Origin of the sequence: Saccharothrix syringae (genome assembly GCF_009498035.1) — a bacterium.
Taxonomy (GTDB): domain Bacteria; phylum Actinomycetota; class Actinomycetes; order Mycobacteriales; family Pseudonocardiaceae; genus Actinosynnema; species Actinosynnema syringae.
Window position 1 is genome coordinate 4,389,282 of the sequence record NZ_CP034550.1, and the last position, 13,563, is coordinate 4,402,844.

Consider the following 13,563-nt stretch of genomic DNA (forward strand, 5'->3'; position numbering starts at 1 on the left):
TAGCACGGGTATGTGGCCGACCATCTATCTTCCCGGGGCCGGGGTCAGACCCGCCACCGGTCCCGGCCGGGCGGCTCGGGCTCCAGCTCGTCCTCGAACGCCCGCGCGATGTCCTCCACCTCCCACCTCTCGCGCACCAGCACCGGCCGCTTCGCCGCGTACTGCGAGATCAGGTGCAGCTTGTCCGGCAGGAACCGCACCAGCTGCCCGGTGACCCCGGCGGCCAGGTCGCTGAGCAGGTACGTGACCAGCGGCGCCATCCGGTCCGGCGGCCCCGCCGCCGAGCCCACCTCGTGCCGGCCCGGGTCGGCGTCCATCATCGGCGTCCACGCCAGCGGCGCGACCCCGTTGACCCGCACCCCGCGCGGCGCCAGGGACGAGGCCCAGGACGCCGTCAGCGACGCCACCGCGCCCTTGGACGCCGAGTACGCGGCGGCGCCGGCGCGGCCGAGCATGGCGCCGGAGACGACGTTGACGATCGATCCGCCCCGCATGGCGCGCGCGGCCGCCGTGCCGCAGTACATCGTGCCCAGCACGTTGACCTCGATCACCTCGCGCACCGCGGCCGGGTCGTCGTCCCACGGCTCGGCGAAGCACGTGACGCCCGCGTTGTTGACCAGGCCGTCGATCCGGCCGAACTCGGCCACGCACAGCTCCACCAGCGCCGCGGCCTGCTCCGGGTCGGCCACCGAGCCGGTGTGCGCCACCGCGCCCCCGATGCCCGCCGCGACCCGCTCGGCACCCGCCACGTCGTTGACCACCACCCGCGCGCCCGCGGCGGCGGCGTGCCGCGCGTAGGACTCGCCCAGCCCGCGCCCCGCGCCGGTCACGACCACGGCCTTGCCGTCCAGGATCCCCATGCGCGGATGCTCCCACGAAAGGGGGCGGGAAATGTGGTAAGAATGAAGGTCGACCAAGTCCGGAAGATTTCCGGATAGACACACCCAGTATAGCACAGGGGGCAAGCGTGACAACAGGGGAATTGTCCGCGGAACAGGAGAGGATCTCGTTCCTGCACGCCCGGCTCGACCGCGAGCGGGCCGCCGCGCGGGCCGGGCTGGACGCCGCGCTGCGCGACCGGCACGAGCAGCGCTGGCAGCGCGAAGTGGCGGTGCGCACGCTGTCCGAGCGGGTCAGCCGCCTGGAGGTGGCCGACGAGGGGCTGTGCTTCGGCCGCATCGACGACGCCGGGGGCGGGCGCACCTACGTCGGCCGGGTCGGCCTGTTCGACGAGGAGGACGATTACGAACCGCTGCTCACCGACTGGCGCGCGCCCGCCGCCCGCCCCTTTTACACGGCGACCGCGGCGAACCCGGAGGGAATCACCCGGAGGCGTCATTTCCGCGTCCGCGGTCGGGTGCTGGAGGGCATCCACGACGACGACCTGCACGTCACCTCGGAAACCCTGCTCGCCGCGCTGGACGCGCCCCGCTCGGGCGCCATGCGCGACATCGTGGCCACCATCCAGGCCGAGCAGGACGAGGTGATCCGCCTGCCGCACCGCGGCATCCTGGTGATCGAGGGCGGCCCCGGCACCGGCAAGACCGCGGTGGCCCTGCACCGGGTCGCCTACCTGCTCTACACCCGGCGCGAGCGGCTGTCCCGGCAGGGCGTGCTGGTGGTCGGCCCGAACCCGGGTTTCCTGCGCTACATCGGCGAGGTGCTGCCGTCGCTGGGGGAGACCGACGTGGTGTTCGCGACGCCCGGCGAGCTGTTCCCGGGCGTGCGGACCGACCGCGAGGACAGCCCGGAGCTCCAGGCCCTCAAGGGCGACCTGGCGGCCGTCGACCTGCTGCGCGCGGCCGTCGCCGACCGGGAGGAGCTGCCCGCCGAACCCGTCCCGGTCGAGCTGACCGACGTCACGGTGCCGCTGACCGCCCCGCTGGTCGCGCGGGCCCGGCAGGTCGCGCGCGACTCGGGCCTGCGGCACAACGAGGCCGGGTCCGTCTTCCACCGCGCCCTGGTCGACGTGCTGGTGCGGCCCGCGGTGGACCTGATCGGCGAGGACCTGCCCGGCCTGGCCGAGGACGTGCGCCACGAGCTGGTGCGCAGCCCCGACCTGGCCCGCGCCGCCGCCGCGCTCTGGCCCGTGCTCACGCCGGAGCAGCTGCTGGCCGACCTGTACGGGGGCCGCTGCCTGGCCCTGGGCCGGCCCGAGCTGCTGCGCGCCGACCCGCGGGCGTGGACGGTCTCGGACGTGCCGCTGCTCGACGAGGCCGCCGAGCTGCTGGGCACCGACGGGGAGCGGGAGCGCCGCGCGGCCCGGGAGCGGCGCGAGGCCGTCGAGTACGCGCAGGGCGTCCTGCACGTCGTGGACACCGACGCGGAGATCGACGAGGAGGAGCTGCGCGCGGTCGACCTGGTGAACGCGGAGTGGCTGGCCGACCGGCACACCCCGCCGGATTACCGGGTGACGGCCGAGCGCGCCGCCGCCGACCGGGAGTGGACCTACGGGCACGTGGTGGTCGACGAGGCGCAGGAGCTGTCCGCGATGGACTGGCGGGTGCTGGCCCGCCGCAGCCCCAACCGCTCCATGACCGTCGTCGGCGACCTCGCCCAGCGCCAGGCGGCGGCGGGTGCCCGCAGCTGGCACGAGGTGCTGGACCGCTACGCGCCCGACCGGTGGCGCTACCGGCGGCTGACGGTCAACTACCGGACGCCCGCGCCGATCATGGCCTGCGCCGCGCGGGCGCTGGCCGAGGTCGACCCGGGCGCGGTACCGCCGACCTCGGTGCGCGACGGTGAGCCGCCGGTCGAGGTCACCGGCGCCGACCCGGAGTCCTTCCGACCCGACGAGGGCACGTTCGCGGTGATCGGCGTGGACGGGCCGCTCACCCCGCGCGCCGCCAAGGGCCTGGAGTTCGACGTGGTCGTGGTGCTCGACCCGGAGCGGATGGACCCGGCCGAGCGGTACGTCGCGCTCACCCGCGCCACCCGCCGGCTGGTGGTGGTCCGGACGTGACGGCGGTGTCCGGCACGTCCGGGTTGCCCGAACCGCTGGTGTAGCGTGCGCGCCTGCGGAGCCGGGGAGCGCGGGGGGATTCGACGTGTCGGTCGTGGACGGGGACCCGGTGGTGGACGGAACGGCGGCGTCGGCCGCCCCGCGGTCGCGCGCGTTCGCCGAGGCGGTGCTGCCGCAGGCGCCGCCGAGCGCGCTGCCGCGCGGGCGGCTCGCCGCGGGCTACGGCGCGGCGTTCGCGGCCGCGATGGCGTTCCAGCTGCTCATGCCGGCGGGCTGGTCCCGCCTGGAGCGCGTCTGGGCCGAGGACGGCGCGCGCTTCCTGCTCGACGGCATCACCCAGCCGTTCACGGCGAACCTGGTCGCCCCCTACGGCGGCTATCTGCACGTGCTGCCGCGCCTGGCCGCGGAACTGGTGTCGGTGCTGCCGCTGGAGTGGGCCGCGGTGGCGTTCACGGTGCTGGCCGCGGTGCCGCGGGCCCTGGTCGCGCTGCTGGTGTTCACCGCCTCCGGCGGGTACCTGCGCCCGCTGCCGGTGCGGTTCGCGCACGCCGCGCTGGTGGTCGTGCTGCCCGCGGGCAACTCCGAGCCGCTGGACAACGTCGCCAACCTGCACTGGTTCCTGCTCTACGGGGTGTTCTGGGCGCTGCTGTGGCGGTCCGGGCCGCGCGTGCCCGTGACCGCCTTCGTGGTGCTGGCCGCCCTGTCCAGCCCGCTGGTGTTCGTGCTGGTGCCGGTCGCGCTGCTGCGCCTGGCGGTGCCGCGCGGCCGGGTCGTCCCGCTGGCCTTCCTCGCCGCGGCGGCGGTGCAGGGCCTGGTGATGGTGTTCGCCGAGCGGACCCCGTACTCGCACGACCCGGCGGACCCGGTCCAGGTGCTGCTCGCCGGGCTGCTGCGGGTGCCGGTGGTCGCGTTCCTCGGGTCCGAGCAGGTCGAGCGGTACTACCCGGTCCACGGCAACCTGCCGGTGCTCGGCGCCCTGCTGCTGGCCGGGCTGCCGGTGCTGGCCGGGCTGCGGTGGGGCGACCGGGCGGGCCGGCTGCTGGTGGTGCTCGGCGTCGGGTACGGCGCGCTGGTGATCGCGGGGACGCTGGTCGCCAACTGGACCCGCGTGCTCCAGGTGCAGCAGCCGGGCGTGGTCACCACCGGGCAGCGCTACAGCGTGGCGCCGTGCCTGTTCCTGTTCAGCGCGGTGGCGGTCGGGCTGGCCCTGGTGCCGCGCGAGCGGTGGGCACGCCTGGCGGTGGGTGCGGGGCGGGTCGTGGTCGCCGTGGTGGTGCTGTACAGCGTCGTGCAGCACGTGCGGGTCGACGGCGGTGTGCTGGACGGCGTCCCGTGGGGTGAGAGCGTCGCGCGGGGGCGGGGTCAGTGCGCGGCGGGTGCCCCGGTCGCGCGGTTCGAGCACGAGCCGGAGAACTGGTTCTTCGAGGTGCCCTGCCACCACCTGGACCGCTGAGGTCCGGTCGCGCGGGAGGCGGGCCGTTCGGCGCCCGGGTGGAGTGGCCGAGCCCGGTGGCGCGGTCGGGGCGGGCAACAGGACCGAGCGCGGCCTGAGGCGTGGTCCCCGCGACGAGCGCCGTCCCCACGAGAGGTCGCGGCATCCGCCGGCGGGACACGCTGCGCGGGTGAGGCCGGCGACGGACCCGCGCCGGACCTGCGTCGGGAGCCGCACCGCGGTGCCCGGTAACCGGGTGGCGCGGCCCCCGAACAGCCCGCGCCACCGGGTTACCGCGCCCCGGGGCAACCGCCCGGCGCGGCGGCTGCGCAGCGTGGCGATCCCGGCCCCGCCACCCGGCCGGACCGCGAGCACCCGGTCCGGTCGGGGGTGGCGCTCGTCACGCCGCACGGGGCGGATCAGGCCGATTCCACCGCCCGCGGCGGCTGTTCGTGACCGGATCGTTCAAGCCCGTTGAACCGTTCGATGTAGTCGGCCAGCTCCAGGGCGCGGTCGGTTCCGCGTGCGCGGAACGCGGCGGCCTGGGCGACCATGTCGGCGGGCGACTTGTTCTGCCCGAGTTTGAATATTCCTTCGATCCGGGCGATCGGCACCTCGAAAGCCATGATGAGCTTCAGGTACTCGTCGAACAACGCGCTGGACTTCCGGGGCAGCAGCCAGGGGCGCTTCGGCGCCAGTTTCCCCTCCTGGTCGGCGATGAGGTCGGTGAGCTGCCGCACGCACCTCGCGTCGTCGAGCACGCGCGGCCTGCCGGTTACGTGCACGGCGGCATAGGCCCAGGTCGGGAAGTGCGGTTCGGTGGCGTAGTCGTCCGGTGAGAGGTACGAACTGGGACCGGTGAACGCCACCAGCACCTCGACATTCGCGTGCAGCAACCGGGCTATCGGGTTGCCGCGCGACAGGTGACCGCGCAAACGCCCGTAGGGGAACGAATCGCGGTCGAGCACGAAGGGCAGGTGGACGCCCGTGGGGCGGCCGTCGACGGCCAGCGTCATGAGCCCGAAGGGGTGTTCCTCGACCAGGTCGTGCTGCGCGGCCAGGTCCGGCGGGCCGAAGTAATCGGGTCGGTACATCGTCTTTCCTCCGATTCTACCGGTTCGGGCGGTCGGTCTCGCGCGACAAACCGGACAAGTAATCGTGAACGGCGGCGAAGTCGTCCGGAGCGCCGACGAGCCCGACGTGGCCGTCGGGGCGGACGAGCACCAGCGCGTCCCCGGTCAGGCCGTAGGCGGGCGGGTGGTCCGGCACCAGGTGGGCGCGCAGGTCCGCCACCCCGGCGTCCGCCGCGGCGCGCACGGCCGCGGCGGACCCCGGCCCGAACCCGAAGAGCGTGAAGTGCGGGCCGCGCTGCGCGTCGAACAGCCGGAGCGGGCGGCCCGCCGGGTCCAGGCACGGGGAATCGGGTGCGCGGTCGCCCGCCCGCACCGCGCCGGCCTCGACCAGTTGCGCGCTCAGCGGGCCGTCCCGGTAGCCCAGTCCGAGCTGCAGCGTCTCCTCGGTGAGGCCGGCCTCCGCGCCGCCGGTCCCGGCCAGCATCGCCGCCAGGACCAGGTCGCGGCTGGCCACGCTGGTCTTGAGGGTCCACTCGGCCACGGGCAGCCGCTCGCGCTCGTAGCTGTCCAGCGCGAGGCAGTCCGGGCCGTCGCGCAGCGCGCGGGCGAGCTTCCAGCCCAGGTTGTAGGCGTCCTGGATGCCGGTGTTGGCCCCGAGCGCCCCCAGCACCGGGTGGACGTGCGCGGCGTCCCCGGCCAGCAGCACCCGGCCGACCCGCATCCGGTCGACCATCCGCACGTTCACCCGGGTCGTGGACAGCCAGGTGGCGTTGCTCAGCCGGATCGGCATCCCGGTCACGTGGTCCACCGCGGCCTGGAACGCCTCGACGGAGGGACCGCGCTCGTTGCCGTCCGCGTCGCGCGGCGGGGTGACCTGCACCTGCCACGACCGGGTGCCGCTCAGCGGGCACAGCATGACCACGCCGCGGTCGAGGTCGAGCCACTGGTACCAGGCGTCGGGTTCGAGGCCGTCCACCTCCACGTCGCCGACCAGCAGCCGCCGGTCGGTCTCGGTGTGGCCGCGGAACGGCAGGTCGAGCGCCTTGCGCACGGTGCTGCGCCCGCCGTCGCAGCCGACCAGGTAGTCGGCGGTCACCGAGCGGAGGCCGGTCGGGGTGGAGAGGGTCGCGGTCACCGCGTCGGCGCCCCGGGTGAACCCGACCAGCTCGACGCCGGCCTCCACCGCCCCGCCCAGGGCGGCGAGCCGGTCGCGCAGGACCTGCTCGACCCGCGACTGGGGCAGGAACAGCAGCCTGCGGTAGGGCAGGTCGTGCGTCGGCGCGTGGTGGAGGTACGGGATCGCCTCGCCGACCAGCCGGTCCCGGGTGAACCGGCGGAACGGCAGGCGCTGGGTGCCCGCCGCCACCACCTCGTCGACGACGCCCAGGTCGTCGAACACCTCCAGGCTGCGCGGCTGGATGCCCGCCTTGCCGCGGGACGCGGTCGAGGGTTTCGAGTCCTTGTCGATGATCAGCGCCGGAATACCGCGCCGGGCCAGGTCGATGGCCAGCGTCAAACCGGTCGGGCCGGCCCCGGCAATGAGCACGGGCACTTTGTCGGCAATGTTCCCCATGGTGGGGATGTTGTCGTGCCGGTAGATCGCTGTCGACCCCAGAGCGTACCCCTGTCGAGCTGGGTTGAAACTATTCTGGAGAATTTTGTGGAATCTTGTAGCAGTGCTCCCGGTGTTACTTGGGCGGTGTACTGTGCACGCCTGCGCGACCTATTCGAATAGGGGCCGGGCGGTCCTCGGTCGGGGTGTGCCGACCGATCGCGATCTTTTGCCTTCCTTATGTGGCGAGTGTCGGTGGGGGAGTCCGGTAACCCCTACCGGCAGCCGGAAAACCCCTATGATCGCTGGTCGGGCGGATGTCGGCGTCACTTTGGGTAGACACAACTCGACCGTTCGAGTGATGCTCAATTGCGGATGACGTGATGATGAGTTCTGGTACAGTCCGAAGACGTGTACTGATGGGGTGGGCACGTTCCTGGATCATGTGGCAGTGCGACCGCGTCGGCGCGGTCGGTCGGTGCGCGCAGATCCGATTTGCCGATCGTTCAGTTTATCGCCATGGGGGATCGATTGTTCGCGCTGGTTGAGCGGAACCACCAACTGGACGTCCTTAAAGGAATGTTGAGAAATAGTGCCGGGAAGGGCTGCGTCGTCCTCGTCCGCGGCCCGGTGGGCGGTGGCAAGACCGCCCTGCTGCACGCGTTCTCCGAGCACGCCGCCGACGTGGGCGCCCACTGGGTCGAGGTCGCGGCGGGCTCCTCGGCGACCGGGTGCCCCGGGCTGCTCGACCAGCTCGCCGCCGCCGTCGGCCTGCCCGGCGGGGGCCCGGCCGCCGCGGTCGAGGCCCTGCGCGAGGCGGCCGGGCGGGTGCCGCTGGTCGTCGCGGTGGACGACCTGCACCGGGCCGACGAGGACTTCCTCGCGCCCGTGCCCGAGCTGGCGGGCCGGCTGAGCGCGGCGGGCGTCCTGCTGGTCCTGGTGTGCGCCACCGCGCCGGGCAACCGGTGGGGAGCGGTGCACGCGGAACTGCTCCGCCAGCCCCGGTTCCGCTCGGTGCGGGTCTCCCCCCTGTCGCCGGCCGGGGTCGGCGACCTGCTGCACCGGTACCTCAAGGCCGGCGCGCCCGGTTCCCGGGACGTGCCCGAGTCGCTGGCCGCCACCTGCCACGCGGTCACCGGCGGCAACCCGCTGCTGGTGCGCGCCGTGGCCGAGGACCTGCGCGCCGCCGACCGGCCCGACCGGGCGGCCCCGTGGAAGGGCGAGGCGTTCACCGAGGCGGTGCTGGCCTGCCTGCGCCGCTGCGGCCCCGACACCACCCGGGTGGCCCGCGGGCTGGCCGTGCTCGGCGCCGCGGCGTCGCCCGGCGTGCTGGCCCGGATGCTCGACCTGGACGAGGCGCTGACCGGCCGCCACCTCGACGCCCTGGCCGAGATGGGCCTGCTCGTGGACGACGGCGCACCGGCGTTCCGGCACCCGGCCGGGTGGGGCGCCGTGCTCTCCTCGGTCGACCCGGGTACCAGGGCCGGGCTGCACGCCCGTGCCGCGACGGCCCGGCACGAGCTGGGCGCCCCCTCGGTCGACGTGGCCGCGCACCTGCTCGCCGCCGGGCGCGCGCCGGGCCCGTGGGCCGTGGCGGTGCTGCGCGACGCCGCCGGGCAGGCGGTCAACGACGACCTGGTGCTGGCCGTCCGCTGCCTGGAGCTGGCGCGCGAGCTGTGCGCCGACGAGCGGGAACGCGCCGAGGTCACCGCGCGCCTGGTCGAGGTGGGCTGGTGGCTGGACCCCGCCAAGGCGGCCGGGCGCCTGCCCTGCCTGACCGAGGCGCTGGCGGACGGCCGGATCGACGACCACGACGCCGTGGTCCTGGGCGGCCAGCTGTTCTGGCACGGCCGCATCGACGAGGCGGTCGAGGTGTTCGACCGGCTGGTGCGCGATCACGACATCGACCCGGGCGCGGACGCGGAGTTGCGCGTCATGCGCCTGTGGATGGGCTTCTCCTGCCCGGCGCTGCTGCCGCACGTGCCCGAGGCCAGGTCGTCGCGCCCGGCGACCGCGCCGGCGGTGACGACCGCGAGCGAGGCCGGCCTGCGCGCGCTGGAGGTGCTGAACGAGCTGTTCGTCGAGGGGCCGCGGGACGACCTGGTGGAGGAGGCGACCCGCATCCTGGAGGTCTGCAGCCTGCGCCACATGTCGCTGGGGCCGAGCAGGTTCGCCCTCCAGGTGCTCGTCCACGCCGACCGGCTGGAGGAGGCCGGCCAGTGGTGCGACACGCTGCTGGACGGCGCCGACGAGCGGGGCGCGCCGTCCTGGCAGGCGATCTTCGTCGACATCCGCGCCCGGATCGCGCTGCTGGAGGGCCGCCTGCCCGACGCCGAGCGGTACGCCCGCGAGGCCCTGGACCTCATCACCCCGCGCGGCTGGGGCGTGGTGGTGGGCGCGCCGCTGAGCACCCTGGTGCAGGCCCTGGTGGCGATGGGGCGGTACGCCGAGGCGGCCGTCGAGCTGGACCGGCCGGTGCCGCCGGCGATGTTCCGGACCCGGTGGGGCGTGGAGTACCTGCACACCCGCGGCCACTACTACCTCGGCACCCGGCGGCTGCGCGCCGCGCTGGGCGACTTCCTCTCGGCCGGCGAGACGCTGGCGCGCTGGGGCCTGGACAGCCCGGCGCTGCTGCCGTGGCGCTCCGGCGCGGCCGAGGCGTACCTGCGCGCCGGCGAGCCCGAGCAGGCGCTCCGGCTGCTGGCGGAGCAGGCCGGCCGCCCCGGCGGGCGCGGCAGGCGCCTGCTGGGCGTCGCCGGGCGCATCCGCGCCGGCGCCACGCCCCTGGCGGAGCGGGCGCGGGTGGCCAGGGCCGCGGTGGAGGACCTGGAGGCGTGCGGTGCCCAGCTGGAGCTGGCTCGGGCGCTGGCCTGCCTGGCGGAGTCCCACCGGGTGCTCGGCGACTCGCGGCGCGCGCGCATGGTCGTCCGCCGCGCCCTGCACATCGCCGACGTGTGCGGTGCCGAGCCGCTGGTGGCCGAGCTGACCGCGAACAGCTCCGGGCACATCGCCCCGGCGGGCGAACCCGCGGAAGCCGGTCGCGACGCCCACGGGATCGCCGCGCTCAGCGAAGCCGAGCGCAGGGTCGCCGAGCTGGCCTTCAAGGGGCACACCAACAAGGAGATCGCCCGGACCCTGCACGTCACGATCAGCACGGTCGAGCAGCACCTCACCAGGGTGTACCGCAAGCTCAACGTGCGCAGGCGCACCGACCTGCCGGTGGACCTGGAACTGCCCACGCCGAGATCGTCGTCCTGGTCGGACGGTGCGCAGGTCGAGCCGGACGACCGGCGGTCGTACAAGATGTGACGCAGGCCGAACGGAAAGTCCTGCGCAAGTCCACTGAGGACTGAAACGCGACCGTTGCGGTGTAACGTCATCGGCGCGCGGTGATGGCGGTGCACGGCTGTCGTGCGCCGTCGCGCCGCACTTCGCCGCGCTCTGCGGGAGCCTGCCGCGCGAGTCCAGAACGCCCTGGTGGCAAGGGATTCCGATAGGGGCCGTAGGGGCTTGGCCGGTCATCCGGTGCGCCATAGCCTGGCCCGGGCGGGGTGGCCGGTGCCGGCCGCCCGCACGGCCGGCGACGCCGGTGCGCCCGCCACTCCCGACACCTCACCCCGGGGACACCCATGACCGAAACCGCCACCTCCACCGCCCCGGCCTACCCGATGGCCAGGCGATGCCCGCTGCACCCACCCGCCGAGTACGCCGAGATGCGCGAGCGCGAACCGGTGCGCCAAGCGGTGCTGCCCTCCGGCCGCCCGGTGTGGCTCGTCACGCGGCACCACCTCGCCCGGCAGGTGCTAACCGACCCCCGGATCAGCGCCGACCGGTTCCACCCCGGCTTCCCGCACCTGTTCCGGAACGTGGCCTCGGCCCGGCAGATGTCCGAGCAGGCGCGCTACAGCTCCTCGCTGATCGGGCGCGCGTTCGCCGTGGACGGTCCCGAGCACGTGGCCCGCAAGCGGCTGGTGGTGCCCGACTTCACGGTCCGCCGCGTGCAGGAGCTGCGGCCCGGCGTCCAGCGGGTCGTGGACGACTGCCTGGACCGGATGCTGGCCGGCGACAACCCGACCGACCTCGTCCAGGCCCTGTCGCTGCCGGTGCCCTCGCAGGTGATCAGCGAGCTGCTGGCCGTGCCGCTGGAGGACCGGCCGTTCTTCCTGGACCGCACCCGGGTCATGGTCGACCACGCCAGCACGGTCGAGCAGCGCCGGCAGGCCAACCTGGACGTGCTCGGCAAGCTCGACGCCCTGGTCACCGCCAGGGAGGCCGAGCCCGGCGAGGACCTGCTGAGCAAGCTGGTCCGGCGCAACGCCGAGGCGGGCACGCTGGAGCACGACGAGGTTGTCGGCATGGCGGCGTTCCTGCTCATCTCCGGGTTCGAGACCACGGCGAACATGATCTCGATGGGCACCATCGGGCTGCTGGAGAACCCCGACCAGCTGGCCCTGCTGCGGGAGGACCCGGCGCGCGCTGCGGGGGCGGTGGAGGAGCTGTTGCGCTACTTCAGCGTCTCCGACCCGGCCGGCTCGCGGGTGGCCCTGGAGGACGTCGCGATCGGCGGCACCGTCATCCCGGCCGGCTCCGGCGTCATCGCGCTGGCCGGCGCGGCCAACTGGGACGAGCGGGTGTTCCCCGAGCCGGAGCGGTTGGACATCACCCGGGACGCCCGCGCCCACCTGGCGTTCGGCCACGGCGCGCACCAGTGCATCGGGCTGCACCTGGCGCGCCTGGAGCTGGAGGTCGTGTTCGGCACGCTGTTCCGCCGGGTGCCCACCCTGCGGCTGACCACCCCGGCGGAGGACCTGCGGTACAAGGAGCACGCGAACATCTACGGGGTGTTCGAGGTGCCGGTCGCGTGGTGAGCACCGATCGAGGCGTGGTCTTCGACCGCCTGGCGGGGATCTACGACGCCACGGGCGTCGAGTTCTTCCGCCCCGTCGCCCGCAGGCTGCTCGACCTGGTCGACCCCCGGCCGGGCGTCGACCTGCTGGACGTGGGCTGCGGCCGCGGGGCTGTGTTGTTCCCGGCCGCCGAGCGCGTCGGTCCGGGAGGGACGGTCGTCGGCATCGACATCGCCGAGCCGATGGTCCGGGCCACCGCCGCCGAGGCCGCCGAGCGCGGGCTGGGCACCGTCTCGGTCCGGCTGGGCGACGGTGCCGACCCGGCCTTCCCGGCGGGGTCCTTCGACGTCGTCACCGCGAGCATGAGCGCCGCGCTGTTCCCCGACCTGCCCGCTGTGGCGGCCCGCTACGCCCGGCTGCTGCGCCCCGACGGCCGCATCGGGCTCACCGGCCCGGTGCCGCCGCCGAGCCTGCGGGAGTGGGCGCTGGGCCCACTGCGGGTCGGCGCCGTGGTCGACGCGATCGCCCCGGAGGCGGTCGCCGCCACCCACCCGAGGATCGCCGCCCTGCTCGGCGCGCACCCGTTCGGCGCGCCGGGCGCGGTGGCGGACGCGCTGCGCGCCGCCGGGTTCGTCGAGGTCCGGGAGCTGCACGAGGACCTGGAGCTGCGCGCTCCCAGCGCGGAGGCGCTGGTGGGGTGGACGTGGTCCAACGGGCTGCGCGTGTACTGGGAGCTGGTCGAACCCGACCGGCGCGCCGCCGTCGCCGCGGAACTCGTCCGGGACCTCACCGCCCACGCGGCGGGCGGCCCGATCACCGCGACCTACCCGGTCGCCTACGTCACGGGGCGACTGCGCCCGGCTGGAGGGACACCATGACCGCACCGCGCGCCTGGCGACCGATCGCGGGCGGCCCGCCGGCCGGACCGCTCGTGCTGGCCGTCGACTTCGCCGCCACCGGCAGGCCCGAGGCGGCCTTCGCCGACCTCGTCGCCCGGCTGGACCCCGGCACCGAGGTGTGGGAGAGCCTGCAGCCGCCGCTGGGCACCGAGACCGGCATGGTCGCCGAGGACTACGTGACCCGCTGGGAGGAGGAGGTGCGCGCGTCCGGCCGTCGGATCGGGGCGGTGCTCGGGTTCTGCGCCGGCAGCGCGTTCGCGGGCGAGCTGGCCGTGCGGCTGGCGCGATCGCAGCCCCGCTCGCCCCGGCTGGTCGTGTTCGACCCGGAGTCGCCGACCACCTCGACCCTCTACTACCAGTTCCGCAAGGTGGTGGAGAGCCTGGCCGGGGTGCTGGGCGAGCAGGCGGCCCGCGAGGCGCTCGCCGAGGGCACCGCGGCCGCGGACCGGATCGGCGACGTCGAGGGGCTCGGCGCCGAGCTGGTGCGCGTGTTCACCGCCGCCGGCCGGGCCGCCTGCGCCGCCGCCGACCTGGACGACGAGTTCGCCGACGAGCTCACCGCCACCTACCGCTCGTTCGTCTCCTACCTCGTCGCCGCCGCCGCGGTCGACCACGTCAAGTGCTGGTCGGGCGCCGTCGCGGTCAGCTCGGCCACGCCGACCAGCGGCCTGAACCCGCTCGACCCGGCCGCGCGGGCCGCGCTGGTCGAGCGCGAGCTGACCTTCGACGTCCACCACGCCGACCTGCTGCGCGACCCCGGTGTCGCGCGGGCGGTCGCCCGGCTGCTCGCCTGAGGAG

The 13,563-nt window shown here is 74.8% G+C and carries 9 protein-coding genes; 6 read left to right on the forward strand and 3 right to left on the reverse strand.

Annotated features, from left to right (window positions below; translation table 11 throughout):
• Window positions 1–44 precede the first annotated feature (44 nt).
• Window positions 45–860 carry an SDR family NAD(P)-dependent oxidoreductase gene (locus EKG83_RS19130; RefSeq protein ID WP_033435880.1) on the reverse strand — a complete coding sequence of 272 codons (816 nt, stop codon included), beginning with the start codon at window positions 858–860 and terminating at the stop codon, window positions 45–47.
• A 107-nt stretch (window positions 861–967) separates the two neighbouring features.
• Between EKG83_RS19130 and EKG83_RS19135 the strand changes: the two genes are divergently transcribed.
• Entirely contained in the window at window positions 968–2,962 is a 1,995-nt protein-coding gene (locus EKG83_RS19135) for a UvrD-helicase domain-containing protein (RefSeq protein WP_051767067.1), read from the forward strand.
• An 85-nt stretch (window positions 2,963–3,047) separates the two neighbouring features.
• Window positions 3,048–4,415: a hypothetical protein gene (locus EKG83_RS19140; protein ID WP_033435881.1), complete on the forward strand. Its 1,368-nt coding sequence runs from the start codon at window positions 3,048–3,050 to the stop codon at window positions 4,413–4,415.
• Window positions 4,416–4,813: 398 nt separating this feature from the next.
• Here EKG83_RS19140 and EKG83_RS19145 read toward each other — a convergent pair whose 3' ends face one another.
• Window positions 4,814–5,488: an FMN-binding negative transcriptional regulator gene (locus tag EKG83_RS19145; protein WP_051767068.1), complete on the reverse strand. Its 675-nt coding sequence runs from the start codon at window positions 5,486–5,488 to the stop codon at window positions 4,814–4,816.
• A 16-nt stretch (window positions 5,489–5,504) separates the two neighbouring features.
• Window positions 5,505–7,040 carry an FAD-dependent monooxygenase gene (locus EKG83_RS19150; protein ID WP_033435882.1) on the reverse strand — a complete coding sequence of 512 codons (1,536 nt, stop codon included), beginning with the start codon at window positions 7,038–7,040 and terminating at the stop codon, window positions 5,505–5,507.
• Between the two features lie 498 nt (window positions 7,041–7,538).
• Between EKG83_RS19150 and EKG83_RS49040 the strand changes: the two genes are divergently transcribed.
• The 4 genes from EKG83_RS49040 (at window position 7,539) to EKG83_RS19165 (ending at window position 13,559) form a co-directional block, all read left to right on the forward strand.
• On the forward strand, window positions 7,539–10,328 hold the full coding sequence (locus EKG83_RS49040) for a helix-turn-helix transcriptional regulator (RefSeq protein ID WP_157591579.1): 2,790 nt from the start codon (window positions 7,539–7,541) through the stop codon (window positions 10,326–10,328).
• A 491-nt stretch (window positions 10,329–10,819) separates the two neighbouring features.
• Window positions 10,820–11,887: a cytochrome P450 gene (locus EKG83_RS46935; protein ID WP_194283039.1), complete on the forward strand. Its 1,068-nt coding sequence runs from the start codon at window positions 10,820–10,822 to the stop codon at window positions 11,885–11,887.
• Entirely contained in the window at window positions 11,884–12,744 is an 861-nt protein-coding gene (locus tag EKG83_RS46940; RefSeq protein ID WP_170191989.1) for a class I SAM-dependent methyltransferase, read from the forward strand. The genes EKG83_RS46935 and EKG83_RS46940 overlap by 4 nt, the downstream gene beginning before the upstream one ends.
• Window positions 12,741–13,559, forward strand: coding sequence for a hypothetical protein (locus EKG83_RS19165; protein ID WP_033435885.1), 819 nt, complete (start codon window positions 12,741–12,743; stop codon window positions 13,557–13,559). The genes EKG83_RS46940 and EKG83_RS19165 overlap by 4 nt, the downstream gene beginning before the upstream one ends.
• Window positions 13,560–13,563: the final 4 nt, after the last annotated feature.